This is a genomic window from Stenotrophomonas sp. PAMC25021, from assembly GCF_004795795.1.
Lineage (GTDB): Bacteria > Pseudomonadota > Gammaproteobacteria > Xanthomonadales > Xanthomonadaceae > Stenotrophomonas > Stenotrophomonas muris.
Window position 1 is genome coordinate 3,076,020 of sequence record NZ_CP039255.1, and the last position, 26,363, is coordinate 3,102,382.

Consider the following 26,363-nt stretch of genomic DNA (forward strand, 5'->3'; position numbering starts at 1 on the left):
TCCTCAGGCGATCGTCAGGTGCGGTCGTACAGCAGGTCCCAGACGCCATGGCCGAGCTTCTGGCCGCGGGTCTCGAAGTGGGTCTGCGGGCGCCAGTCCGGGCGCGGCACGCTGCCACGCGGGCCGGCACGGTTGACCAGGCCGGCGGTGGCATCGAGCACATCCCACATCTGCTCGGCGTAGTCTTCCCAGTCGGTCGCGCAGTGCAGGCGGCCACCCGGGCGCAGCTTGCGCACCAGCAGTTCGGCGAACGCCGGCTGCAGCAGGCGGCGCTTGTTGTGGCGCTTCTTGTGCCACGGGTCCGGGAAGTAGATGCGCACTTCATCGAGCGCGCCGTCGGCGATCTCGTTCTGCAGCACTTCCACCGCATCGTGGTGGTACAGGCGCACGTGGTCGGCATTGTCCTCGGCCAGCGCGTTCAGCAGACGGCCCACGCCCGGGGCGTGCACCTCGATGCCGATGTAGTCGCGCGACGGGTCGTGCTGGGCGGCGAAGCGCAGCGCGGCACCGTTGCCGAAGCCGATTTCCAGCACCTTGTGTGCCGGGCGGCCGAAGGTGGCGTCCAGGTCACGCGGTTGGCCGGTGTAGTCGAGGCCGAAGCGCGGCCAGCGTTCGTCGAACGCGCGCTGCTGGGCAGGGGTGAAGCGGCCCTGGCGCAACACGAAGCTGCGCACCTCGCGGCGGCCCTCGCTCACGGTGAAGGGCTTGGGCGGGGCCTTGGAACCGGCGCTGTCAAAAGGATTGGTCATCAGCCGATCAGCCCATCCACCGGCGAGGAGGCGCTGGCGTAGCGCTTGCGCGGGATGCGCCCGGCAAGGAAGGCCTCGCGGCCGGCCTCGACCGCCTTGCGCATCGCACTGGCCATCAGCACCGGGCTGCGCGCACCGGCAATGGCGGTGTTCATCAGCACGCCGTCGCAGCCCAGCTCCATCGCGATCGCCGCATCCGACGCGGTACCGACGCCGGCGTCGACGATGATCGGCACCTTGGCGTCTTCGATGATCTGCAGCAGGTTGTACTTGTTCTGGATGCCCAGGCCCGAACCGATCGGCGCGGCCAGCGGCATCACCGCAGCGCAGCCGATCTCTTCCAGGCGCTTGGCCAGGATCGGGTCGTCGGAGGTATAGACCATCACCTCGAAACCGTCCTTGACCAGCTGCTCGGCGGCCTTCAGGGTCTGCATCACGTCCGGGTAAAGGGTCTTCTGGTCGCCCAGCACTTCCAGCTTGGTCAGGTTGTGGCCGTCCAGCAGCTCACGGGCCAGCCGGCAGGTACGCACGGCGTCCTCGGCGGTGTAGCAGCCGGCGGTGTTGGGCAGGATGGTGAAGCGCTCCGGCGGCAGCACGTCCAGCAGGTTCGGTTCGCCGGGGTTCTGCCCGATGTTGGTGCGGCGGATGGCCACGGTGACGATCTGGGCGCCAGCGGCCTCGGTGGCCAGGCGGGTTTCTTCCAGGTCCTTGAACTTGCCGGTGCCGGTCAGCAGCCGCGAGCCATAGGTCTTGCCGGCGATCACCAGCGAATCGGGGGAGACATGAACGTTCATGGCGCGATTATCGCTTATCCGCCTGAAGATGGGGTCACGCAGAGGGCGGGGTCGAGCGTGGGGTCAGATCCCTTTGCCATCGGCAAAGGGATCTGACCCCTGAACACCCGCGCAGGCCTCAGCCCCCGCCCAGCGCGTGCACGATCTCCACCACGTCGCCTTCGGCCAGGACGTGCTCGCCATGGCGGCTGCGGCTGACGATCTCGCCGTTGACCTCCACCGCCACCCGGCGCTGCAGCAGCTGCTCGGCCTGCAGCAGGTCGTGGAGGGTCGCCGAAGCGGGCAGGGTACGGGGTTCGCCGTTGAGCTGGATGTTCATCGCCGCATTGTCGCCGATGGCCTGCGCGGATCGGAACCCTTGCAAATTTCGTTGATCGCCAGCCCCGGCACAGCGTGGTCCAGCGCCCTCAGGCGACAATCCATGCGGCGGCGCAGCGTGAGCAAAACGCGGCGCAGTGGAACCATTCACCGTGCGCCGGCGTACGTCCGCCGGGTCCTCAACGATATCCCCACAGGAGTTTTTTACATGCTGCTCAGCAAACGCCCGATCCGCTCCCTGATGGCGGCCGCGATCGCGCTGGCCGCGCTTCCGGCCATGGCAGGCGAATCCCCCTATTCCAAGGCCGTGTTCTTCGGTGACAGCCTGACCGACGCTGGCTATTTCCGCCCGCTGCTGCCGGCCGATGTGCGTCCGGTGACCGGCCAGTTCACCACCAACCCGGGTTGGGTGTGGGCGCAGCAGGTCGCCAACTACTACGGCCTCAACGGCACGCCCAACGGCAATGGCCAGAACGGTGACAACTACGCCGTCGGCGGCGCCCGTGTATCGGCCGACGAAGCGGGTGGCCTCGGAGCCATTCCGTCGCTGAAGTCGCAGGCGACCCGTTACCTTGCTGCGAATGGTGGCAAGGCTGACGCCAATGCCCTGTACACCGTATGGGGCGGTGCCAATGATCTGTTCGCGGCCACGCGCGCAGCGGCCGGTGGTGCCTCGCAGGCCCAGGTGCAGGGCATCATCGGCGCCGCGGTCACCGACCAGATCGCGCTGGTGGGCGCCCTGAAGCAGGCCGGTGCCCAGTACGTGCTCGTGCCGAATCTGCCGGACGTGGGCATCACTCCGCAGTTCCGTGGCCCCAACGCCGCCGCCGCCACTGCACTGTCGGCCGGTTACAACAAGGCCCTGTACGGTGGTCTGAAGCAGGCGGGCATCGAGTTCATTCCGCTCGACACCTTCAGCATCCTGCGTGAAGTGACCGCCAACCCGGGCATGTACGGCTTCACCAACGTCACCAGCACCGCCTGCAAGATCGATCCGGCCAACTCGACGCAGAGCATCCTGACCTGCAACCCGACCAGCTACGTCAGCCCGGATGCGGCCAACACCTACCTGTTTGCCGATGGCGTGCACCCGACCACCGCCGGTCATCAGCTGCTGGGCCAGTACGCGGTCTCGGTGCTGGAAGGCCCGCGCCTGCAGCAGGTGCTGAGCCACTCGGCACAGACCATCGGCCGCTCGCGCGCCGATCAGGTCAGCATGCACCTCGGCGGTCGGCCGGCTGACGGCCTGTCCTGGTGGGGCGGCGTGCGCGGTGACCTGCAGCGCTACGACCACGCCGACCTGTACGACGGCCTGGCCCCGGCCGGCCTGTTCGGTATCGACTGGGCCCGCGACGGCATGGTGTTCGGCGGTTTCGCCGGCTTCGGCCGCCTCAGCGCCGACTTCGGCAACAGCCGTGGCGACTTCACCCAGAAGGACACCACCGCCGGTCTGTTCGCCGGCTGGTACGGCGATCGCATCTGGGTGAACGGCCAGGTCAGCTACACCTGGCTGTCCTATGACGTTAACCGCAAGGTCCAGCTGGGCCCGGCCACCCGTGAGCACGGTGGTTCGCCGGACGGCAGCAACCTGACCGCCGCCCTGAACGCCGGTTACGAGTTCGGCACCGAAGGCGGCTTCCGCCACGGCCCGATCGCCTCGGTGATCTGGCAGAAGGTGAAGATCGACGGCTACACCGAAAGCGCCGCGGCCGGCACCCTGGCCACCGCACTGGGCTATGACCGCCAGAACGTCGATTCGACCGTCGGCCGCATCGGCTGGCAGGCCCGTTTCGATGGCGGCGCCGTCAAGCCGTACGCGCAGGTGACCTACGATCACGAGTTCGAGGACACCAAGCAGGCCAGCGCCTGGCTGCAGACCCTGCCGGAACTGGGCAGCTACCGCGTGCCGGGCCTGAAGTTCGACAAGAACTACGCCACCGTCGTGCTGGGTGCCCGCACCGAACTGTTCGGCCTGCAGAGCAACTTCGGCCTGAGCGCGTCGACCGGCCAGAAGCGCGCGCAGGACGCCACCCTGTTCGCCAACTTCAGCGGCACGTTCTAAGCAGCACCCGCTGGGGTCGGATCCCTTTCCGCAAGGAAAGGGCTCTGACCTGTTGCGCCGGGGGTCGGATCCGTTTCCGCCAGGAAACGGCTCTGACCCCATTGCGGCACGCTGCCATTGCGCAACACCGGCCCCACCGCATAGACTTTCACCGCGCACTGCGGGCGTAGCTCAATGGTAGAGCTGTAGCTTCCCAAGCTACTGACGTGGGTTCGATTCCCATCGCCCGCTCCAATCACGCCACGCGTGTAGACAGAAGGCCGCTCATCAGCGGCCTTCTGCATTTCTGATTAGTTTCATATCCACGGCCATCCGCGCCCGGTTAGCGTTGCCGCATTTCCTACACGGGACGCAGCGCATGGAAACGAAGGACGACGTCGTCGGCAGCCTTCATGAGATCTACAGGAACTCCGGTGCCGGCACCTCCCGCCAGCTGGCGGCAGTGCGCGCACTGGGTCGCGCCGGTGGGCCGAAGGCCGCGCAGCTTCTGTGGCAGATCTATGAGGGGACCTCGGCCGGATCGGTCACGCAGATGGCCTGCATCGCAGCGCTGGGTGAATCCGCGCGCGGGTTCTGAAGCGGAACCAGCCCGCATGGTGATGCGGGCCTGTGGTGTATCCGGCGACGGTTACTCTTTCGCCGGAATCGTCGCCGCAGGAGCCGGCCACTACCGGCGCAGGCGGCACGGGCCAGGCATCATCCACCCGCCACACGCCCGCGCTATGCTTCGCGCCTGCCGACCGATCCCACCGCGATGAAGCTCGCCATCCTGTCCCGCAACAGCTCCCTGTATTCCACCCGTCGGCTGGTCGAGGCGGCGCGCGCGCGCGGCCACACCGTGCGCATCCTGGACCCGTTGCGCTGCTACATGCGCATCGCCGCCGATGGCTTTTCCATGCACTACAAGGGCCGGCCAATGACCGGCGTGGACATGGTCATCCCGCGCATCGGTGCCTCGATCACCCGCTACGGCACCGCGGTGCTGCGCCAGTTCGAGCTGATGGGCGCGCGCACGCCCAATCCGTCCGACGCCATCCTGCGTTCGCGCGACAAGCTGCGCGCGCACCAGCTGCTGGCGGCCAAGGGCATCGACATGCCGGTCACCGTGTTCGGCGACAACCCCGATGACACCGTCGATCTGCTGTCCATGCTCGGCCCGCCGCCGCATGTGGTGAAGCTCAATGAAGGTACCCAGGGGCGCGGCGTGATCCTGACCGAGAAGGCCAGTGCCTCGCGCGGCATCGTCGAAGCGCTGCGCGGCCTGTACGCCAACTTCCTGATGCAGGAATTCATCGGCGAGGCCAAGGGGGCCGACCTGCGCTGCTTCGTGGTGGGCGACCAGGTGGTGGCGTCGATGCAGCGGCAGGCACCGGAGGGCGACTTCCGCTCCAACCTGCACGCCGGGGGTACCGCTGTGGCGGCCAAGGCCAGCCGTGCCGAGCAGCAGGTGGCGGTGCGTTCGGCCAAGGCGCTGGGCCTGTCGGTCTGCGGCGTGGACCTGATCCGTTCCGCGCGCGGCCCGCTGGTGCTGGAGGTCAACTCCACGCCCGGGCTGGAAGGCATCGAAGCGGCCTGCGGGGTCGACGTGGCGACACGCATCATCGAGCACGTAGAGAAGATCAAAAAACCCTGATTATCCATGGGGTTATGATTCTCACCGGCAAATGATCCGGGTCTTTAACGAGGCTTTAATCGGAGCGGGCGTAGGCTTCAGCGAACCGCAGCTCTGCCTCTCAGCAGGATCGGTATCGGGATACGACTTCAGGCCCAGGCGGGTGCACCGTCTGGGCCTTTTTTATGCCTGTCGGCCCCATGCCCAAGGTCTCTTGTGGAGGCCGCGTGACGGTCGTAGAGTTGGCCCTTCGTTCCGGGATGGATCGGGAGGTTGGCGATGTACCGCATCATGATGATCGCGTTGCTGCTGGGCCTGTCTGGCGCTGTTGCCGCCAAGCCGGAGAAAGTGGCTGTACAGATGGACCGGCAGGGCTCGGTCGCCGAGCAGATGCGTCAGGTGGAAACCGCCCTGGCCGCCCCCGACTATGCCGAACTCTCCGCCGAGGATCGCGGCCAGGTGCAGCAGTCGCTGTCGCGTATCCGCCAGCACATGGGCGAACGCCAGACCGTGCAGGAGCTGCCGCCGCAGCTGCAGGCCGAGGTCTTCAACGAGCAGGAACGCATCAACACCCTGTTGGCGCGTGGCCATGAAGACAGCCGGCAGATCTGCAGGTACGAACGCACCACCGGCAGCAACATGCCCAAGAGCCGCTGCCTGACCGTGGCCGAACGGCGCCGGATCGAAGAGAAAGGCAAGGCGCTGATCAACGACCAGCGCAGCTACAACACGCTCAGCCCACCGCCCGCCGGGCGTTGACCGCACCGCCCTTCGGCCCATCGAGTGTGCTGTGACGGCGCATCGGTGGCACCGCAGGATCGATGTTCCACTCATGGAAGAACCTGGAGGTAACGATGCAGCGCATGACCCCCTTCGCCCTGATGCTGGGCCTGGCCCTGGCCACCACCGCCCACGCCAAGCCCGAGAAAGGGCAGGTGAAGTTCGACGCCAACGCACCGGTGGCCGAACAGATCCGCAACGTTGAGACGGCGATCAACAGCGAGGACTACAGCGAGATCGGGCTGGAAGACAAAAGCCGCGTGCAGCAGGCGCTGGGCCGCATCAAGATCAAGATGGGCGACCACGAACGCGTGGAGCAGGTCAGTCCGCAGGACCGCACCGAGATCTTCAACGACCAGGAAGTGATCAACACGATCATGACCCGCGCCCACGCCGACAGCCGCATGGTCTGCCGTCGTGAACGCACCACCGGCAGCAACATGCCGCAGAGTGTCTGCCTGACCGTGGCCCAGCGCCGCAAGGCGCAGGAAGACAGCCGCAAGGCGCTCAACGACAACCAGCGCTTCAACAACTACAAGCCCTGATCGCTGCCGGACCGATCTCATGCCGCCATCGGTCACCCTGCCGTGCGTCCCTTGTGGGCGCATCGGCGGAATCGTAAAGTCGAGACCCTATTCATGGACGAACATGGAGCTCGTCATGTACCGCAACACGACACTTGCCCTGATGCTGTCGCTCGGCCTGGTAGCCACCGTGCAGGCCAAGGCGCAGAAGGACACCGTGCAGATGGATGCCTTCACCCCGGTGTCCGAGCAGATCCGCCGCGTTGAAACGGCCATGGGCAGCGAGGACTACAGCGAGATCGGGCTGGAGGACAAGAGTCGCGTGCAGCAGGCACTGAACCGGATCCGGATCAAGATGAATGGCCGGGAGAAGGTGGATGAGCTGGCCCCGCAGGAGCGCAACGACCTGTTCAACGAGCAGGAGATCGTCAACACCATCATGACCCGCGCCCAGGCCGACAGCCGCATGATCTGCCGCCGCGAGCGCCTTACCGGCAGCAACATGCCGACCAGCGTCTGCCTGACCGTGGCCCAGCGTCGCAAGGCCCAGGAAGACAGCCGCCAGGCGCTGACCGACCAGCAGCGCATCAGCCGCTGACCGCTCGCCGAGGGGGCTTTTGTCGGTGTCGGCCCTTCGGTACGAAATGTTAAGAATGGAACCTGTATCGTTCAGCAGGTAGACGTCGCGTCCACCCACGCAGGGGCATCCTGAGCGGGTGGGCCTGGCCCCCCGACGACCCTTCAAGAACCAGAGGTCCCAGTGCGCATTCTCGTAATCGAAGACAACAGCGACATCGCCGCCAACCTTGGCGACTACCTTGAGGATCGTGGCCACACCGTGGACTTCGCCGCCGACGGCGTGACCGGCCTGCACCTGGCCGTGGTCCACGAGTTCGACGCCATCGTTCTGGACCTGAACCTGCCGGGCATGGATGGCATCGAAGTGTGCCGCAAGCTGCGCAACGAAGCGCGCAAGCAGACCCCGGTGCTGATGCTGACCGCCCGCGACTCGCTGGACAACAAGCTGGCCGGTTTCGATTCCGGCGCCGATGACTACCTGATCAAGCCGTTCGCGCTGCAGGAAGTGGAAGTGCGCTTGAACGCGCTGTCGCGCCGCGGCAAGGGCGTGCAGACCCGCGTGCTGGAAACCGGCGACCTGGAATACAACCTGGACACGCTGGAAGTGCGCCGCCAGGGCAAGCTGCTGCAACTCAACCCGACCGCGCTGAAGATCCTGCAGGCCCTGATGGAGGCCGCGCCGGCCGTGGTCACCCGCCAGGAGCTGGAAACCCGCGTGTGGGGCGAGGAGCTGCCCGACTCGGATTCGCTGCGTGTCCACATCCACGGCCTGCGTGCGGTGGTCGACAAGCCGTTTGAAGTGCCGCTGATCCAGACCCGCCATGGCATCGGATACCGAATCGCCACCCCGGAAGCCTGATTCCGTGGCAACCAAGGGGGAGCGCCGGCGTTCGCCGTATCGGCGGCGCCTGCGCAGCCGCATCATCGTCTCGTTCGTGTTGTTGGGCTTCTGCCTGACGACACTGTTCGCGTTTGCCACCAACTGGGCCCGCATGCGCGTGGAAAACCAGCTGGTGGAAGACGTGATGAACCGCAACATCAACGAGTACGTGCGGCGGTTCTACGAGAGCCCGGATCGCAACCCCGACCTGCCCGTGCAGCAGATGCGTGCGCGCCTGATCAAGCCTGACAAGTTTGACGCGCTGCGCGAGGAAGAGCCGGACTGGTATGAGTTCAAGGATGGCCTGTACAACATGGGCGGCGTGGACGAGCGCGGCCAGCGCTATTCCTACAAGCTGGCCGTGCGCAAGACGCCCGACGCCTGGGCGTTCCTGGCCTACGACATGACCGACAGCGTGCGCGGTGGGCAGCAGCTCAACCGCGCGCTGGTGCTGTCGGTGCTGGTGTTCAGCCTGTTGTCGCTGGTGCTGGGCTGGTGGTCGGCATCGAAGGTGATGAAGCCGGTTTCGGACCTGGCCGCGCGGCTGCGTGCCTATCGCGGCGGCACCAGTGATCCCGAGCCGCTGGCGCCGCGTTTCCCCGACGACGAAGTGGGGCAGCTGGCGCAGGCGCTGGATGATTATTCGTCGCGACTGACCGAAGTGGTGCAGCGCGACCGCGAGTTCAATGCCGACGTCAGCCACGAACTGCGCACGCCGCTGGCGGTGATCCGTGGCGCCACCGAACTGCTGCTGACCCGGCCCGGCCTGGATGAGAAGGTGCTGCAGCGGCTACAGCGCATCCAACGCGCCGAACAGCAGTGCAGCGACCTGATCGGCGCGCTGCTGCTGCTGTCGCGCAACGAGCGCGGGCAGGGCACCAGCAACGTCGCGCGCGTGGCCGAACAGCTGCTGGACGCCCACCGCGCCCAGCTGGGTGGCAAGCCGCTGGAGCTGGCGCTGGAAGGCGAGCGCAACCTGGTGATCGATGCGCCGGAGGCGGCCTTGTCGGTGGCGCTGGGCAACCTGATCGGCAACGCGGTGAAGTACTCGCAGGATGGCGAAGTGCGCGTCTTTGTCGGCAGCAATTCAGTGTCGGTGACTGACAGCGGCCCGGGCCTGAGCGAAGAAGACGCCGCCAAGCTGTTCCAGCGCGGCTATCGCGGCACCCATGCCGGCCATTCGCAGGGCGGTGGCATCGGCCTGTCGATCGTCAGCCGCCTGTGCGATCTGTACGGCTGGCAGGTAAGCGTGCGCCCCGGTGGCGAGCGCGGCGTGATCGCCACGCTGACGTTCTCGCCGAAGCCGTTGTAAGGGCCCCTGCTTGGGTGGGTGCTCCACTTGTAGAGCCGAGCCTGCGCTCGGCTGCCGTGGCTTCCCGAAGCCGAGCATAGGCTCGGCTCCACAGCGGGTTCGTGTCGCGCCCTCTGTCGCTTGTGCCACCGAATTCCCCTCGCAGGAAGGATGGGCCAGAAGCCCAACACGACATCACCGTGACCGTTGCCACGTAGCGCGCGTGTCCGCATGCACGCATTCGTACACCCAACAGCGGCTTGAGAATTTCCTTACAGATCACAGCGCTGCGTGATGGCCAGATGGGGCGGCCGGGGCAGGTGCCCTGGCCGGGATTGGCGTCCTGAAAAAAACCAACATTCAGCTCTCTTCGACGGCCCCTCGGCCAGTCGTTGAAAATGCACCGCGTGCCTTGCTTCGGCGGGCGGTGCGTGGGGATTCATCAGAATCCGCTGGAGTATTTTTGCTGAATGTCGGATCTCCGGTACGCCAACCCGCACCGTCCGCCACCTCGCATCCGCAGGTGGCTCGTCGTCTGCGAGGAGATTCACCATGTCCGCACGCCCCGTGTTCCCTCAACTGCACGCCCTGATCGGCGAAGCCGCTGACCTGCTGCCGGCCGACGTCGCCGCGCGCATCGAAACCCTGCTCGATGATCCGAAAGATCTGCTGCCTGCGTTGCTTGCCCGCATGGACGGCCGCGATGCCGCCGACGGCCGGCGACTGGAAGCGCAGGGCCTCAGCCCTGCCCAGGCGGCCACCATGGCCGGTCTCAGCCGCACCCTGGCCGGCTTGAATGCACTCATGCAGGTGCTGCACGCCGCCGAAGCCGCCCGCGAACAGGGCGGTGCCCACCAGCAGCTGAGCCCGGATGTCGTCGACGGCCTGCTGCTCGGCGCACGAGAACTGGCCCGTTATGCCCGCCTGCAGCTGGAGTAGGTCCACGCAATGCGTGGATGCGCGAGCTGCTGCCGCAACTGCCTTGGGTCGCGCGTACGCTTTCTGTGGTCCGCTTGTGGCGCGCTTCGCGCGCTGCTTGGGGGGGGGCACAAACTGCTGTTATGTCGTGCTACCCCTAACGATGGGCAGATGCGATGAACTCGCTTGCCACGATGAGGCGGGAGGGGGTTGCAGCTCAATTGCCACAATCCAATACTCCGTCTCTGAACGCGCCACGAAGGTTTCACAGGAAGCTTCTCCTGTGTAGAGTCAGAAGGAAGCTGTGTACAGGCTTTCGGAAGACTAATGCTTGGACTTGGGCGCGCTCTTACAGCGTTGCGTTCTTTCGCTTTTTTCCACAGGGAGGTGGTTGTGGCTGTTCTGTGTTTAGATTCGACCGGATGCGCGCTAGCCGCAACGACGCGAGACCACCGCGGGCGCCTCATTGAAAGATCGGGTTGCGCATCTGTGCCGGACTGCAACGGCTTTCGGATTTCCTGACTTGATCCCGATGCTAGGTGGGATCTTCTCACTCAATGCAAACGCTCAGGAGCGGGTAACGAGAGACTGCTACGAAAGGCATTTCTCAAGACTTTACGAGGCGGATGCCGAGCTTCGGCGGGGGCTCTCCCATTCAGCTATGAAAATTGGTGCGGTCTCGTCAGTGGGAATCGTTGGCCAAAGGCGGTGGAATGCCACGGCGAGTTACGTCATTGCGCAAAGCAGTCTCTTGGGTGCTGGTGTCAGATGGAGTAGCTGCGAATGCCCTTAGAATCCATATTCGAATTGCTTTGTGTATTGGCAGCCGTGATGCTAATGATCGCGATCGCTTCAAGGCTTATTCTTGTTTGGGAGTTAAAAAGAAATTCCCCGGAGCTGTGGATCTCACTTGGGAGTCCTGCGATTCTGGAGCGGGATCACTTGATGCGGAAGTATCCATTTTGTGGCTGGCGGCAGGTGTTCTGGGTGGCTTCTGGTGCCCGAAGGATGCTTCTTGCGATATTCTGGTTGTCATTCTCTACCTATCTCGTCGTGTTGATTCCGTTGGTCTGGATTTGGGTCATTCGGTGAGGGGGCTTGTCTCTAGCTGGAGTTTGAATTGAATCTTGATTCAGGCCCGAGCTGTTGAACGCCGAGCTAAAGGCCAACATCGACCAAGGGTTCATGTGAATCGGCACCTTGCGCACGTTACGGCCGGTAACCGTGGCTTGCTGGGCGCTTGGGAAGACCCCGTTGGCTATGCTGGCCCGTAGTGGGCGGTGAAGTGCGCAATCATATTGCGGCGAGTGAATGCTCCGTCGTTGAATCCTGGGCTGGAGATTGCCTGAAATGCTGGCAGGTGGATCCGAAAGCGCGGTAGGGCGCTCTCCAGGTGCGCGCCCGGTAGTTGGAGCTCTTTATGCCAATGGCGGAATCTTTGACGCGAATTAAGGAATGAAGATGCTCGCCTTGCGTATTTTCGGATGTCTCGTGGGTGTACTGATGGTCGTGTATGGCGTTGCAGTCATGGACGATGCATTGATTGGGACGGGTCCTTGCCGAGCGAACTGTGGTCTGTATAGCGCCTTGATTCGTTTATTCGGACAGTCGGCCTACAACAGATTGATGGGCTTTTCCTGGGTTGTTGCGGGAGTGATGTTCATTTTTGTTTCTGTTGTGGTTTGGCACGGAAAGGGCTCAGCGGAAAGGCGTAGGCAAAAAAAGGGACGCCGACGTCGATAGGGATGAGCGGATGAAATATCTCAGAAGATCCAAGTCATGCGTAAAAGCGCTTCCGCGCATTGCGAGCACCTCAGTCCCTAGCGAGCCTCGGATGGCGTCCATGTAGAGGTTCGAGCTGCGCCTGCAGGCCTTCCCATTGGACATCGTTGATCACCGCATCGTCGGCCGATGCCGAGCGCCGCACGCGACTGACCTGGGCGAAAGTGATCTAATAGGCGTAGAGCTGGGAGAGTGCATCTGAAGGCGCGAGAATTTCGTTGCTTGCAAAGGAGGCCGTCGCTATATGAAGTTGAACTGGTAAAGGTGCGTTGATTGCAATGCGCGCATGCCCGATTGCATCATTCTGGTGTTCGTATAATCCGCTGCTCTATTCGTGGAAGTTGCCAATCATCGGTGGAAGTGATGCATCCTGAGATTGAAGTGAAATTGACGGCTTCGGTAGCTGGCTGTGCTAGCTGTGACTTGATGGCGCAGCTGTCGCTCGAAGTGAATGAGCTGGATGCTGCGGATGTTCTGATCAGGAAAGTCATTGATTGTCGCGGGGCGGCAAGCCTGTCCGAGTCGACCCATCAGACTCTTGAGGTCGATGTGCGAGTTCGGGCAGGCGAGGGAGATAGGGCGTGTCTGAATCTCTCTTCCGCAACCCTTGAAAAGATGGCATCTATATCTGCTTCATTGAATTTTGATCCCGAGTTGACTGGAGACGGAGGCGCAGATGGATTGGAATTGGGGGAGGACAGTGCTCCATCGACGCGCCCTGAGCTGGTTGTCGTTCTCGTTGGTGACTCTCCTGTGAGTGGTGAAGAAGTCATCCTTTCCAGAGTCGAGCGCCAGCAATACAGAACTGGCGACATCCAGGAGGGAGTTCATGAAGCGTTGCAGCGCGGCCTTGAGAAGGTGGGAGGAGAGGCGAAGGTGTGGGCGCTGGAGGTGGGAGTACGCCTATCGAGTCAGCGCGGGGTGTGGCCGGGTTTCAATCTTTCTTGTGACGTGATCAGATTGATGGCGTCTAGTGGAGTCTCATTGGATTTCGATCCGTATGTCTAGCTCGGTCCTGTTGGTGGCCAGCAGTTGGAAATCCGAATCGACCATCCCGTATGGCGCTATCCGAAGGCATGCTTGAGCTCGAAGCCCGCTCTGATCTCGTCGACATTCATGGGCTTCCCTGAGTGCTTCCTATGAACTACCCGGATGGGGAAAAGGTACTGCTTGGCGACACCGTTGATCTAGGTGGCGGAACGCGCGGGATCGTGGTTGCCGTGATCGATGATGAGTGCTATGCAGTTGGCTTTTCCGCGGAAGAGTGGCGGTACCTCGGACGAGGTGCGTTGTTGCGAGCGCCTGGATTCGGTCTACTGCATTGTCCAGATACAGAGCACGACTTCACTTTGATCGAGCGCGGTCGATCAGGAAGTCCTGCGTCGTAGAGCTGGGGGGCTTGATTCAATTGTATGGCTTGATAAGCAACGTCCTTTTCAGGTGGGAAGTGCATGATCAAGTTGATCCCGTGCAAATGGTTGGTGCATGATCGTTTGCAGATGAGTGTCGATCATGTCCGGTGTCATGTGGGGGCTTATCGAGGGCGTTGGTCTGCCTTATTGGTGATGATTCATGGATAGAAGTGCGTATCTGGAAATGATGGAATTCCCGACCAAGTGGTGGGAGTACGACTTGTTGCGAGCGGAGTTGATCGATCAGCTCATGGCTACATATCAGCCTGGGATGGAGAGCGCCTCAGAACATGATAGGAACAGTGTCTTCCATTGGTGGTTGAGAAAGTCGCCAAGTAAGGATCTGCTGATGAAGTTGGTTGAGCTTTCTTTCTTGGACCCTGATCAGGCAATGGCGGGTGATGTCAGAACGTACATCGCCCAAAGCGTCTTCTTTGATCGAGACGTGGCTCTGTTTATTCGTGGCGGCCGCTGATTTCCTGATTGATTAGTGATGTGGGTCAGAGCTGCAATGACCCACTGGATCAGCTGAAATTTGTAGGTACATCCGAGCCACGGCCAAGTATTGAGCGCATTTCCCCGTGGCTTATTGGAGGCTGAGTTGGTGGTTCGAAGTCCATTGGAGGCGACGGGACTTCATGACTCGTCTCTCGATTCAGTGCAGGTGTCGATCCTGGATAAATCCTGCCTGATACGGACTGTTGGCGTATGTGGTGACCTTGCGGAAGGAGCATTGGCTGACATTGGTTGCCATAACCTAGAATCGTTCTTCCTGCTGTCCGACAGTCAGGAGCTGTCGGACAACGCTTGGCCCGGGAACATTCAGGATGGCCATTTTGATGGGTTGGGCTGCACTGGCGTACTTCGGCTTTATCTGGCCGGAGGCATGCTGGAGGCGGGGGGGCAGTCTACTCAGGTCGGAGCTCCCTGCGCTGTCTGGACATTCTCCACGACCCAGCGTGTCCGCGGCCTCTGGAACACGACTCGATGGAGTTGCTGCCGGGCGGCTGAGTTTCGCTGTCTTGACGGGGTTGAGCCATTCCGTAGGCAGCAAGCAGTTCTCAGCTCAGCTGTTGGTGCTGAGGGATACAGATGTCATCTGCTTGCCAGACGTGCCTGAGCGCATTCCCGTGTCTGTCTGCTTCGAGGGCGTCAAGTCGTGCGCGGTGAGGTTTGATGAAACCGCAATGGAGTGGAGCGAACGTCTTGGAAATGTTGCGAGCTGCATCGTCGACGAAAAGCGAGGAGTCTGCTGGTTATACCTGCGAAACGGGATAGTCATGATCGAGGCCCGCGCCGCAGTGATGATGTCCGATTAGATTGAGTCGAAGAAAACGCAAGAAAGTTCGGCTGCGATCATCAAGCCGAGCATAGGCTCGGCTCTACAGTGGATCCACGCCATGGGGCGATGCGCTTCGGTAGTGCCGGTCGCTGGCCGGCAGCCAGGCCTCAGCCCCCAGCCAACCCCAGATACCGCTCATGCACCCGTTCCACCTGCGCCTGCAGGTCCTCGGGGTGACCATCGTTGACCACTACATCATCGGCCAGTGCCAACCGCTGCGCGCGGCTGGCCTGGGCGGCGATCATCTTGTCGGCCAGCGCGGCGTCGATGCCGTCGCGCTGCATCAGCCGGGCGTGCTGCACGGCTTCGGGCGCATCCACCAGCAATACCCGGTCCAACCACGGGTAGGCCTGCCGCCCACCGACCTCGGTCAGCAACGGAATGGCGGCAATCGCATAGGGGCTGGCGGCCTGCTCGCACTGCTGTTGCATCAGCAGACGGATGGCCGGGTGGGTGATCGCTTCCAGCGCCGCCCGTTCGGTCGGGTCGGCGAACACGTGGGCCCGCAGGCGTGCCCGGTCCAGGCTACCGTCCGCCTGCAGCATGCCGGCGCCGAAGCGCTCGGCGATACGGTCCAGGGCCGGGCTGCCGGCGGCAACCACCGCGCGGGCGGCCAGATCGGCGTCGGCCACCACGATGCCCAGCGCCTCGAAGCGCCGGGTCACCTCGCTCTTGCCGGCGGCAATGCCGCCGGTCAGGCCAACCACATAGCGGCTCATGGGGATTCCCCTCAGCGCAGTCCGCTCAACACCAGGTACTGCTCCACCACGGGCGCGCCCCACATGAAGTACAGCCAGCCCGCGATGGCCAGGTAGGGGCCGAACGGGATCGGCGTGGCGCGGTCACGGCCCCTGGTGTACAGCCAGATCGAGCCGATGATGGCGCCCAGCACCGACGACAGCAGGATGATCGGCAGGATGCCCTTCAGCCCGCACCAGGCGCCGAGCGCGGCCAACAGCTTGAAATCGCCGTGGCCCATGCCTTCCTTGCCGGTCAGCTGCTTGAACAGCCACCAGACCATCCACAGCGACAGATAGCCCACCGCCGCGCCGACCAAGGCAGGCTTGGCCGGCATGTACAGGTTGTCGATGTTGCCTATCAGGCCCAGCCACATCAGTGGCAGGGTCAACTGGTCGGGCAGCAGCTGGGTGCGCAGGTCGATGCCGGACAAGGCGATCAGGAAGCAGGTCAGCACGATGGCGCCGAAGCCCTGCCAGCCGAAGCCGAACTGCCAGACGCAGGCCAGCACCAATACCGAGGTCAGGGCCTCGACCAGCGGGTACTGCAGCGAGATCGGCGCCTTGCAGTGGCGGCACTTGCCGCCCTGGATGATCCAGCTGAACAGCGGGATGTTCTCGTACCAGCTCAGCTTGTGCTTGCAGTGCGGGCAGTGCGAGGGCTCGACCACGATCCCCGGTGGCGGGGGTTCGTAGAAGTCCGGTTCTTCCAGGACCTCGCGCGCATCGCGCTTCCACTGCCACTCCAGCCGCTTGGGCAGGCGCAGGATGACGACGTTGAGGAAACTGCCCAGCAGCAGCCCCAGGGCGGCCGCGGCGGGGTAGCCGAGGCCGGGATGCTGGTCTAGAAATGCCATTGCTTATCCTACCGCTCCTGCGAGCTTGAAGATCGGCAGGTACATGCCGATCACGATGCTGCCGACAATTCCGCCAATGATGACCATGATGAAAGGTTCAAGCAGACTGCTCAATGCGTCCACGGCGTTGTTGACTTCCTGCTCATAGTACTCGGCGACCTTGAACAGCATGGCGTCCAGAGCACCGGCCTCCTCGCCGATGCCGGTCATCTGGATGACCATATGAGGAAATAGGTTCAGCTGCTTCATGGCCATGTTCACGGGATAGCCGACCGACACGTCGTCACGCATCCGCAGTACGGACTCTTCGTAGACCTTGTTGCCGGTCGCGCCGGCGACAATGCCCAACGCCTCCACCAAGGGCACGCCGGCCTTGAAGGTAACTGCAGTGGTACGTGCAAAGCGGGCAATTGAGCTGTTGTGCATGATCTGGCCGATCACTGGCACCCTCAGGATCAATCGGTCCATCGTGTGTTGCAGCTTCGGAGAGCGCTTGTAGGCTGCGATGAAGCCAACTATCGCCCCCACAAAAGTGAACAGGATCAGCCACCACCAAGACACCAAGAAGCGAGAAACGCCAACAATCAGCTGGGTGAAAGCGGGCAACTCGGCTCCGAAGCCTTTGAAGACATCTTCGAATTGAGGGACCACCCAGACAAGTAGGATGCCACTGACCAGGATGGCGACTGCCATGACCATGATCGGATAGAACAGCGCCTTCTTGATCTTGCCCTTGAGTGTTTCGATGTTCTCCTTGTAGTTGGCCACAGTGTCAAGCACGGTCTCCAATACACCAGCGCCTTCGCCCGCACGGACCAGGTTGCGATACAGCTCGTCGAACTGCACTGGATGTCTGCTGATCGCCTCATATAGGGATGAGCCGCCCTCGATATCGGCGCGGATCGTTCCGATCATCCTCTTCATCCGAAGGTTCTTGTGCCCTTCGCCAATGATCTCGAGTGAAGAGACGATAGGCACACCTGACTTCATCATGGTTGCCATCTGGCGACTGAAGAAGGCAATGTCCTTCGGCGTAATCCTGCTGCCTGTGCTGCCGAAAATAGGCTTTGGCTTCGCCTTCACCGCTTTGGGCGTGATGCCCTGGCGTCTCAATTCTGCGCGCAACAGATTGGCGTTCTTTGCCATCTGCTCGCCTTTCATCTTCACACCCCGCTTGTCGGTCCCCTCCCATACAAACGGCTGCAGTTCCGTGGTGCTGCGCGCCACGGGTTCTTTCTTCATTGCACTGCCACTGACAGACATATCGGCTCCCCAAGACCCGCCATCCCCAGGCGGGTGTCTAGCTCAAGATGGTAGCCGGTTCAGGGCCGTCTGGGCAGCGGGAGAATGGCGGGCTGTGCGATTTCGTGCCGGTCGCTGACCAAAGGTGACGCACTGCGTCACATTGCCGCCTCCATCGCAGATTGGAGTAAGGGGGGTTCCCATCCGCGAAATTGCTGCCATCATTGGCGCGGGGAAATCCAGGGGGAGGCGTGCCGGGGTTGGCACGCAACCTGCGTTGAACCACCCGCAGGGGGCAGGGCCCGCTCAACCGGCCATGGGCCGGGTCGAACCTGTCCGCTGACATCAACCACCACCATCTTGGGGATGTACCAAATGAAGAACCAGAAGGGCTTCACCCTTATCGAACTGATGATCGTTGTTGCGATCATCGCCATTTTGGCTGCGATTGCGATCCCGGCCTATCAGGACTACGTCGTTCGTTCGCAGGCGGCTTCCGCCCTGGCTGAGATTACCCCCGGCAAGGTCGGCTTCGAACAGGCGACCAACGAAGGCAAGACTCCGTCGACCACCGCAACCGATGCGGGCTTCATCGGCGTTGCTGCCAGCACCTCCTACTGCAATGTGGCCGTGACTGCCACGACCATTGCCTGCACCACTAAGAACGGCAACGCTACCAAGTTCAACAGCAAGAACATTACGTGGACCCGCGACGCCAACAGCGGCCTGTGGTCCTGCTCCACCAGCCTCGACGCGAAGTATCGTCCGGGCCAGTGTGGTGCCGCCGCCGCTCCGGCGCCGTAATCGGTTGCAGCGCTGACTGAGACAACAAGGGCCCCGCACTGCGGGGCTCTTGCTTTGTAGGGGTAGCCGTTAGGGGGGATGGGGCCACTCGCTGCTGGGAATTGATGTCGTTGGCCGCGCAGATTCTGATCTCATCGACTCAAGGTGGCTTCCGAGTAGTGTCACAACAGGGGGGGGAGGGCAGTCGAATGATCGGTCCGGGGTTGAACTTCGACGTTGCCGCACAGTTCCAGAGCGCTATATCCGGGCTCCTTCCGGAGATAGGAGCATTCCTGCTATTGGCTGCGATCGTCAATCGCAACGATCTTGTGGGCGTCGTGCGCCGTTTACTGCCTGCCGGGTGCCATGTCAACGTCCTTTCTTTTCTGCTGGACGCGCTGCTGGTTGCGCCGCTTCTGGGGATGGGTATGGTGTTGATGCAACGTTCAGTCGCATGGGCATGGACCGGGGCACTGGACGCGATGTGGGCTGAATTTCCAAAGTGGCTGCTGCTCCTGGTGGTGCTCTTTGTTGGGGATGCAATCGGCTACTTCCGACACCGGCTCGAGCACTGCAAGTGGCTATGGCTGTTTCACGAGATGCACCACAGTGATCGCAGGATGACTTGGTTCTCTCTCTACCGTTTTCATCCCATCAATCGTTTGACAACGGTATTCATCGATATGGGAGCGCTTCTGCTCTTCGGGTTCCCGCTGTGGGTCATCTTTATGAACGCGCTCCTGCGTCATTACTATGGCTTGTTCATTCACGCGAACCTGCCATGGACCTATGGCGCCTTGGGTCGCTTATTCGTGTCGCCCGCGATGCATAGATGGCATCACGTGCGCAACGGGGAAGGGGTGGGTAGCAATTTCGCCACAGTGTTCTCGGTGTTTGACCAGTGGTTTGGTACTTGGTATGTGCCCTCTTCGTGCGGCGCACCTCTGGGTGTGACCGGTGGCGGTCACGATTCCTTCTTGCATCAGATCTTCAGTCCCTTCGCCCGCTTGTTTAGATTGAGGCGTCCCTCCGGTGTCGGGAGCGATGCTGTTCCTTAGGCAATCGGGGAGGTTGGGGCGAAGGCTCGTCATAATGCGCTCTCTGGCTGCACCAGCAATGGACTATCCTCTCCAATGTGGGGCGTACCGGGAAGCATGATTCACGGGTGCACGGTACGAAATTCGATATCACCGGCGTTGACAGGCAAGAGACCAGTAGATGAACACCGTAACCACCGCCAACCTCGTCGGCATCACCGGCCTGGCCCGTCGCCTGGTCCAGGATGGTGCGCTGGACGAGGCTTCCGCCCGCGACGCCATGGCCAAGGCCGCCGCGGCCCGCCAGCCGCTGCCGACCTGGTTCGCGCAGAACAAGGTGGTCGGGGCGGCCCAGTTGGCGGCGGCCAACGCGGTCGAGTTCGGCATGCCGCTGTTCGACGTGTCCACGTTCGACGCCAGCCAGAACGCGATGAGCCTGGTCAGCGAGGAGCTGCTGCGCAAGCACAACGTGCTGCCGCTGTTCAAGCGCGGCGGCAAGCTGTTCGTGGGCACCAGCAACCCGACCCATTCGCTGGACGAGATCAAGTTCCACACCAACCTGGTGGTGGAGCCGATCCTGGTGGATGAAGACCAGATCCGCCGCACGCTCGAGCAGTGGCATGCCAGCCATGACACGCTGGGCGACGCGCTGAGCGGTGACGACGATGGCATTGGCAACCTGGATGTGTCCGGCGGTGACGAAGACATTTCCGGAGCCGGCGACTCCGGCATCGATGCCAAGGGTGATGACACCCCGGTGGTGAAGTTCGTCAACAAGGTGCTGGTGGACGCGATCCGCAAGGGCGCCTCGGACATCCACTTCGAGCCCTATGAAGACGACTATCGCGTGCGCCTGCGCATCGATGGCCTGCTGAAGATGGTGGCGCGCGCGCCGGTGAAGCTGAACCAGCGCATCGCCGCGCGCCTGAAGGTGATGGCGCAGCTGGACATCGCCGAGAAGCGCGTGCCGCAGGACGGACGCATCAAGCTCAACCTGTCCAAGACCAAGCAGATCGACTTCCGCGTGAGCACGCTGCCGACCCTGTTCGGCGAGAAGGTGGTGCTGCGTATCCTGGACGGCAGCGCGGCCAAGCTGGGCATCGACAAGCTGGGTTACGAGCCGGACCAGCAGAAGCTGTTCCTGGACGCCATCCACAAGCCGTACGGCATGGTGCTGGTGACCGGCCCGACCGGTTCGGGCAAGACGGTGTCGCTGTATACCGCGCTGGGCATCCTCAACGACGAGACGCGCAACATCTCCACCGCCGAAGACCCGGTGGAAATCCGTCTGCCCGGCGTCAACCAGGTGCAGCAGAACAACAAGCGCGGCATGACCTTCGCCGCGGCACTGCGCTCGTTCCTGCGACAGGATCCGGACATCATCATGGTCGGCGAAATCCGCGACCTGGAGACGGCCGAGATCGCGATCAAGGCGGCGCAGACCGGCCACATGGTGCTGTCCACGCTGCACACCAACGATGCACCGCAGACCATCGCGCGCCTGATGAACATGGGCATCGCGCCGTACAACATCACCAGCTCGGTGACGCTGGTGATCGCCCAGCGCCTGGCGCGCCGGTTGTGCAACAACTGCAAGCGCCCGGCCAACCTGCCAGAGCACGCGCTGCTGGCTGAAGGCTTTACCCAGGCGCAGCTGGATGCGGGTATCGAGCTGTACGAGGCGGTCGGCTGTGACGAGTGCACCGAGGGGTACAAGGGCCGCACCGGTATCTACCAGGTGATGCCGATGACCGACGAGATCGCCACGATCGTGCTGGCCGGTGGCAATGCGTTGCAGATTGCCGAGGCCGCACAGCAGATCGGGGTGAACGATCTGCGCCAGTCGGCGTTGAAGAAGGCGGCTGCGGGTGTCACCAGCCTGGCCGAGATCAACCGCGTTACCAAGGATTGAGGTAGAGCCGAGCCTATGCTCGGCTGATGGTTCGAAGAGCAGCCGAGCGTGGGCTCGGCTCTACAGTAGATCTGCGTCGTGCGTGGATGGGGTGGCCCGCGTCGGGCCCTGTCCTTACTCCATCCCCAGCTTTTTCAGCTTGTAGCGCAGCGCGCGGAAGGTGATGCCCAGCTGCGCGGCGGTGCGGGTCTTGTTCCAGCGGTTCTCTTCCAGCGCGCGCTGGATGGCGCTGCGCTCGAGCTGTTCGATGTACGAGGGCAGGGCGGCGCTGCCGGGCTGCAGGTCCACCACGGCCTCGGCGTGTGCTGCGCTGCCGGGCGTGCGCGGGGCATGCTGCGGCAGGCGCAGGTCGTCGGCGCCGATGCGGTCTTCTTCGGCCAGGGCCAGCGCGCGTTCCAGGATGTTCTCCAATTCGCGCACGTTGCCAGGGAAGGCGTACTGGGCCAGTGCGTCCAGCGCCGACGGCGCCAGCAACGGCGTCGGGCGGCCATGGCTGCGGGCCAGCCGTGCCAGTACCGATGCGGCCAGTTCCGGCAGGTCCTGGCGACGCTCGCGCAGCGGCGGGACCCTCAGTTCGATCACGTTGATGCGGTAGTAGAGGTCGTGGCGGAAGCGCCCGTCCTCGACCAGCTCGGCCAGGTCCTTGTGGGTGGCCGAGAGGATGCGCACGTCAACCGGCTCCTCGGCAGCCGCGCCCACCGCGCGCACCGACTTCTCCTGGATCGCGCGCAGCAGCTTCACCTGCATCTGCAGCGGCAGCTCGGCCACTTCGTCGAGGAACAGGGTGCCGCCATGCGCGGCCTGGAACAGCCCGGGCTTGTCGGCGTGGGCGCCGCTGAAGCTGCCTTTGCGGTGGCCGAAGAATTCGCTTTCCATCAGCTCGCCGGGAATGGCGCCGCAGTTGACCGGCACGAACGGGCCGGCCGCGCGGGCGCCCTGGGCGTGGATGGTGCGTGCGACCAGCTCCTTGCCCACGCCGGATTCGCCGAGGATGTAGACCGGCGCCTGGCTGCGCGCGACCTTGCCGATGGTGGTACGCAGCACGTCCATGGCCGGCGAATCACCAAGCAGGCGTGCGCCCTGTTCGGCGGCGGGGCCGGGCGCGGGGCGCTCGGTGTTGTTGAGTTCCAGCGCGTGCTTGACCAGGCCGCGCAGCACGGCGATGTCCACCGGCTTGCTGACGAAGTCGAAGGCACCGGCCTTCAGCGCTTCCACCGCCAGGTCCATGCTGCCGAAGGCGGTGATCATCGCCACCGGCGTGCGTGGGTAGTGCTGGGCGATCTCACTGACCAGCTCGATGCCGTTGCCGTCCGGCAGGCGCATGTCGGTGATGCACAGGTCGTACGGATTGCTGGCCAGCAGTTCGCGCGCTTCGGCAAGGTTGGCTGCCGTACTGATGCGCAGCCCCATGCGGCCGAGCGTCAGTACCAGCAGTTCGCGGATGTCGCGTTCGTCGTCGACGACGAGGGCGCTGCGGGTTTCGTTCATGGGCGTGAAAGATAAACGAGGGGGCTGGAAGCGACAAATGTTTGACGCACAGAATCGAGATCAGGTGGGCAACAGCGTATGCGGGCCGGGCAGCACCAGGCGGAAGCAGGAGCCTCCAGCGGGAACCGGGATGTAGTCCAGCCGCGCCTGGTTGGCCCGGCACAGCTCGCGGGCGATATACAGGCCCAGCCCGGTGCCATGCTCGGACGTGGTGAAGAACGGCCGGAACAACTGTGCGGCCACACTCTCGGGAATACCGGGGCCACGGTCCATCACGTCGATGACCGCACTGCGCTCGTGCTGCGCCACGCGCAGGCGCACCCGCGCCGGCTGCTGGCCGATGCGCCCGTACTTGAGCGCGTTGTGCACCAGCACGGTCAGCACCTGGTAGAGGTGCTTGGTGTCGACCTGGGCCAGCACCGAGGTGTCGTTGATGATCGGCTCGATGCTGTCGGTCTCCAGCGTCTGGCCCTGCTTGTACTCCAGCACGAAGCGGCGCACGAAGGCGGCCAGGTCGACGTTCTCCGGCGTGGCGCGCTCGCGCCGGGCCAGGCCCAGCACGCTTTCGACGATGCCGTTGGTGCGCTGGCACTGCTGGCGGATGATCTGCAGCAGGCGGCGGTCGCTTTCGTTGAAGCCGGTGCCTTCTTCCAGCAGCTGCACCGCGTAGTTGATCGCGGCCAGTGGGTTGCGGATCTCGTGGGCGAGGCTGGCCGAGAAGCGGCCCATCGCCGACAGGGTGAGCGATTCGGCGCGGCGCGAGACCACGCTGGAGTCGTCCAGGAACACCAGGGCCAGGTCGCTGCCGGCCAGCAGGCGGGCAAAGCGCGGCTGCACTTCGGGCTGGTCGGGGTTGAGCTGCAGCGGTAGTTCGTCCTGCGCCCAGCCATTGCGCCAGCGCTGCAGGCGACGGGCGAGTTCCGGGGCGGCGCTGGCCAGGTCCAGGCGGCCGCTTTCGCCGCTGCCGTCGTTGTCACCGAGCAGCATCGCGGCGGCCTCGTTGGCCAGGGTGACGCGGTTGTCGGCGTCGACCACCAGCACGCCGGTACGCATGCGGCGGATGATCAGCTCGTTGATCTGGAACAGGTTGGCCACTTCGTCGCCGCGCTGGTTGGCCAGCTGCTGGTTGCGGCGCGCGCGGCTGCCGACCTGGTAACTGATGAAGGCCAGTGCCAGGTAGCTGGTGGCGAACATGGCCAGTTCGGCCAGGGTGCGGGTGGGATCGCCGCCTTCCAGCAGCTTCCAGGTGTACTCCACGCCGGTGGCGAGGCTGGCGGCCAGCGCCAGGCCCAGCCCCAGGCTGAGCGGGAGCAGGGTGGCGGCGGCGGCGATGTTGAACAGCAGCGACATCGAGATGCCGGCGCTGGCACCGGGCAGGGCATGCGACAGCAGGGTGGCGGCGACGATGTCCACCAGCACGCCACTGACCACGATCGGGCGCAGCCAGCGTTCGTTGCGGCCGATCACCAGGGCCAGCAGGGACAGCACCAGGTAGATGGCGGCGACGGTGTCGGCCAGCCGCGGGTGGTGGGCTTCGCCGACCATGGCCGACAGCGGGCTGTAGAGCAGCGCGGCGATGACCGAGGCGATCAGCACCCGGTACAGCGCGAAGAAATACAGCTCACGCCGCGGAATCGATTCGATGCGGTCGATCAATGAAGCACTGGGTGACACGCCGGAACTCCCCTTCTGGCTGCCTGGGTCTGGACGCTGCGGCGGGCCTGCCTGGCGTCCCCTGAGGCCGGGCGGGCACGTCGCTTCGATGTGGCCTGCGGTGGAAGCAGCAGGGCAAGCCCGACTCTACACACCTTGGTCGGCCAGTATAGGGCCCCGGGCAGGGCGCTGCCGGAGCCGCCCGGATCGCGCATTTGGCCCGGGATGGATACCGGTGGCCAGTGGGCCGCCGGGCGCAACTGCCTGAATGACGGCGGAAATCTGGCCGCGTCTGGCGTTTTGTACAGACTTCTTTGCGCCCCGGCGCCGGCTCGGCCACAATAGTGGGCCCGCCGCGGTCCATGCCGGCGCCCCGCCGGGGCCCTGAGGAATTGCGTGCGGTCGTTCCTATTCCCACGGTGACGCATGAATTTCCACGAATACCAGTCAAAACAACTGCTTGCCGAGTACGGCATCCCGGTCCCGGCCGGCAAGGTCGCTGCGACCCCGGACGAAGCGGTTGCCGCTGCCAACTCCCTGGGCCAGGGCCCCTGGATGGTCAAGGCGCAGATCCACGCTGGCGGCCGCGGCAAGGCTGGCGGCGTCAAGTTCTGCAAGACCACCGACGACGTGAAGGCCGCTGCGGCCAAGATGCTCGGCACCAAGATGGCCACCTACCAGACCGCAGGCGTTGAACTGCCGGTCAACCTGGTGCTGGTGACCACCGCCGGCGAGATCGTCAAGGAACTGTACCTGTCGGTGCTGGTCGACCGTGGCACCAAGACCATCACCTACATCGCCTCTTCGGAAGGCGGCGTGGAAATCGAGCAGGTTGCTGCTGAAACCCCGGAGCTGATCCACTCGCTGAACGTCGATTTCGTCGAAGGCGTGCAGGGTTACCACGGCCGTGATTTCGGCTTCAAGCTGGGCCTGACCGCCAAGCAGGCCGGCCAGTTCGCCAGCATCATGGTGAACCTGTACCGCCTGTTCAACGAAAAGGACCTGGCCCTGGTTGAAATCAACCCGCTGGCCATCCTGGACGACGGCAACCTGTACGCGCTGGACGGCAAGTTCGACAGCGACGACAACGCCGCGTTCCGCCAGAAGGCCCTGGTCGCCATGCGCGACAAGACTCAGGAAGATCCGACCGAAGTGATCGCTTCGGAGCTGGACATCAACTACGTCACCATGGACGGCAACATCGGCTGCATGGTGAACGGCGCCGGCCTGGCCATGGCCACCATGGACGTCATCAAGCTCAACGGCGGCGAGCCGGCGAACTTCCTGGACGTGGGCGGCGGTGCCAACAAGCAGCGCGTCATCGAGGCGTTCAAGCTGATCCTGTCCTCGGACAAGGTTGAAGGCATCTTCGTCAACATCTTCGGCGGCATCGTCCGCTGCGACATGATTGCCGAAGGCATCATCGCCGCCGTGAAGGAAGTGGGCGTCAAGGTTCCGGTCGTGGTGCGCCTGGAAGGCACCAACGTGGAAGAAGGCAAGCAGCTGCTGCGCGACAGCGGCATGGCCATCATCCCGGCTGACAACATCAACGATGGCGCCAAGAAGATCGTTGAAGCTGTCAAGAACGCTGCCTGATTCGACACCAAGGAA

Annotated in this window: 24 protein-coding genes and 1 tRNA gene; 17 read left to right on the forward strand and 8 right to left on the reverse strand. The window is 63.5% G+C overall.

Going from position 1 to position 26,363, the window contains the following annotated elements; translation table 11 throughout:
- Positions 1-14 precede the first annotated feature (14 nt).
- The 3 genes from trmB to thiS all read right to left on the reverse strand — a co-directional run bounded on the left by trmB (position 15) and on the right by thiS (position 1,862).
- Positions 15-749 (reverse strand): tRNA (guanosine(46)-N7)-methyltransferase TrmB, encoded by a 735-nt coding sequence (gene trmB, locus E5790_RS14315; RefSeq protein ID WP_019660186.1) that lies wholly within the window; start codon positions 747-749, stop codon positions 15-17.
- A complete protein-coding gene (locus E5790_RS14320) occupies positions 749-1,543 on the reverse strand; it encodes a thiazole synthase (protein WP_005418798.1) in 795 nt (264 codons plus the stop codon). Before E5790_RS14320 ends, trmB begins: the two co-directional genes overlap by 1 nt.
- Positions 1,544-1,661: 118 nt before the next feature.
- Positions 1,662-1,862: a sulfur carrier protein ThiS gene (thiS, locus tag E5790_RS14325; RefSeq protein ID WP_005418796.1), complete on the reverse strand. Its 201-nt coding sequence runs from the start codon at positions 1,860-1,862 to the stop codon at positions 1,662-1,664.
- Positions 1,863-2,069: 207 nt separating this feature from the next.
- Here thiS and E5790_RS14330 point away from each other — a divergent pair, with 207 nt between their 5' ends.
- From E5790_RS14330 to E5790_RS14390, 13 genes are all read left to right on the forward strand, one after another.
- Positions 2,070-3,923, forward strand: a complete 1,854-nt coding sequence (locus E5790_RS14330; protein ID WP_069116424.1) for an autotransporter domain-containing esterase — start codon at positions 2,070-2,072, stop codon at positions 3,921-3,923.
- 160 nt (positions 3,924-4,083) lie between these two features.
- Positions 4,084-4,157: transfer RNA gene (locus tag E5790_RS14335), tRNA-Gly, on the forward strand.
- A 124-nt stretch (positions 4,158-4,281) separates the two neighbouring features.
- A complete protein-coding gene (locus E5790_RS14340; protein ID WP_032957205.1) occupies positions 4,282-4,500 on the forward strand; it encodes a hypothetical protein in 219 nt (72 codons plus the stop codon).
- 177 nt (positions 4,501-4,677) lie between these two features.
- Complete coding sequence (rimK, locus tag E5790_RS14345; protein WP_005418651.1) at positions 4,678-5,556, forward strand: 30S ribosomal protein S6--L-glutamate ligase; 879 nt, start codon at positions 4,678-4,680, stop codon at positions 5,554-5,556.
- 258 nt (positions 5,557-5,814) lie between these two features.
- Entirely contained in the window at positions 5,815-6,294 is a 480-nt protein-coding gene (locus tag E5790_RS14350; RefSeq protein ID WP_032957208.1) for a hypothetical protein, read from the forward strand.
- 95 nt (positions 6,295-6,389) lie between these two features.
- Positions 6,390-6,860: a hypothetical protein gene (locus E5790_RS14355; protein ID WP_014648207.1), complete on the forward strand. Its 471-nt coding sequence runs from the start codon at positions 6,390-6,392 to the stop codon at positions 6,858-6,860.
- A gap of 115 nt (positions 6,861-6,975) precedes the next feature.
- On the forward strand, positions 6,976-7,437 hold the full coding sequence (locus tag E5790_RS14360; RefSeq protein WP_061479298.1) for a hypothetical protein: 462 nt from the start codon (positions 6,976-6,978) through the stop codon (positions 7,435-7,437).
- Between the two features lie 162 nt (positions 7,438-7,599).
- Positions 7,600-8,277, forward strand: coding sequence for a response regulator transcription factor (locus E5790_RS14365; RefSeq protein ID WP_005410804.1), 678 nt, complete (start codon positions 7,600-7,602; stop codon positions 8,275-8,277).
- A complete protein-coding gene (locus tag E5790_RS14370; protein WP_111206605.1) occupies positions 8,240-9,610 on the forward strand; it encodes a HAMP domain-containing sensor histidine kinase in 1,371 nt (456 codons plus the stop codon). The genes E5790_RS14365 and E5790_RS14370 overlap by 38 nt, the downstream gene beginning before the upstream one ends.
- A gap of 531 nt (positions 9,611-10,141) precedes the next feature.
- A complete protein-coding gene (locus E5790_RS14375) occupies positions 10,142-10,528 on the forward strand; it encodes a hypothetical protein (protein ID WP_032957214.1) in 387 nt (128 codons plus the stop codon).
- A gap of 734 nt (positions 10,529-11,262) precedes the next feature.
- Positions 11,263-11,631, forward strand: coding sequence for a hypothetical protein (locus E5790_RS14380; protein ID WP_136191771.1), 369 nt, complete (start codon positions 11,263-11,265; stop codon positions 11,629-11,631).
- A 1,021-nt stretch (positions 11,632-12,652) separates the two neighbouring features.
- Positions 12,653-13,297, forward strand: coding sequence for a hypothetical protein (locus E5790_RS14385; RefSeq protein ID WP_126411298.1), 645 nt, complete (start codon positions 12,653-12,655; stop codon positions 13,295-13,297).
- 564 nt (positions 13,298-13,861) lie between these two features.
- Positions 13,862-14,176, forward strand: a complete 315-nt coding sequence (locus E5790_RS14390; protein ID WP_198282880.1) for a hypothetical protein — start codon at positions 13,862-13,864, stop codon at positions 14,174-14,176.
- A gap of 974 nt (positions 14,177-15,150) precedes the next feature.
- On the opposite strand, the gene coaE is transcribed toward E5790_RS14390, so the two are convergent.
- Genes coaE through E5790_RS14410 form a run of 3 tightly spaced genes read right to left on the reverse strand, consistent with a single transcriptional unit; the run spans position 15,151 to position 17,900 of the window.
- Entirely contained in the window at positions 15,151-15,762 is a 612-nt protein-coding gene (gene coaE / locus E5790_RS14400; RefSeq protein ID WP_049440374.1) for a dephospho-CoA kinase, read from the reverse strand.
- An 11-nt stretch (positions 15,763-15,773) separates the two neighbouring features.
- On the reverse strand, positions 15,774-16,637 hold the full coding sequence (locus E5790_RS14405) for an A24 family peptidase (RefSeq protein ID WP_005418626.1): 864 nt from the start codon (positions 16,635-16,637) through the stop codon (positions 15,774-15,776).
- A gap of 3 nt (positions 16,638-16,640) precedes the next feature.
- Positions 16,641-17,900 (reverse strand): type II secretion system F family protein, encoded by a 1,260-nt coding sequence (locus tag E5790_RS14410; protein ID WP_049416954.1) that lies wholly within the window; start codon positions 17,898-17,900, stop codon positions 16,641-16,643.
- A 354-nt stretch (positions 17,901-18,254) separates the two neighbouring features.
- Between E5790_RS14410 and E5790_RS14415 the strand changes: the two genes are divergently transcribed.
- From E5790_RS14415 to pilB, 3 genes are all read left to right on the forward strand, one after another.
- Complete coding sequence (locus E5790_RS14415) at positions 18,255-18,683, forward strand: pilin (RefSeq protein ID WP_049416952.1); 429 nt, start codon at positions 18,255-18,257, stop codon at positions 18,681-18,683.
- A gap of 203 nt (positions 18,684-18,886) precedes the next feature.
- Entirely contained in the window at positions 18,887-19,720 is an 834-nt protein-coding gene (locus tag E5790_RS14420) for a sterol desaturase family protein (protein WP_168708240.1), read from the forward strand.
- 160 nt (positions 19,721-19,880) lie between these two features.
- Entirely contained in the window at positions 19,881-21,611 is a 1,731-nt protein-coding gene (pilB, locus tag E5790_RS14425) for a type IV-A pilus assembly ATPase PilB (RefSeq protein ID WP_111206599.1), read from the forward strand.
- Between the two features lie 114 nt (positions 21,612-21,725).
- Here pilB and E5790_RS14430 read toward each other — a convergent pair whose 3' ends face one another.
- A complete protein-coding gene (locus E5790_RS14430) occupies positions 21,726-23,099 on the reverse strand; it encodes a sigma-54 dependent transcriptional regulator (protein ID WP_049405671.1) in 1,374 nt (457 codons plus the stop codon).
- Between the two features lie 60 nt (positions 23,100-23,159).
- The gene (locus E5790_RS14435) at positions 23,160-24,773 is read right to left on the reverse strand and encodes an ATP-binding protein (RefSeq protein ID WP_049440369.1); all 1,614 of its coding nucleotides are present in this window, start codon (positions 24,771-24,773) and stop codon (positions 23,160-23,162) included.
- Between the two features lie 405 nt (positions 24,774-25,178).
- Between E5790_RS14435 and sucC the strand changes: the two genes are divergently transcribed.
- The gene (gene sucC, locus E5790_RS14440; protein WP_004154430.1) at positions 25,179-26,348 is read left to right on the forward strand and encodes an ADP-forming succinate--CoA ligase subunit beta; all 1,170 of its coding nucleotides are present in this window, start codon (positions 25,179-25,181) and stop codon (positions 26,346-26,348) included.
- Positions 26,349-26,363 lie beyond the last annotated feature (15 nt).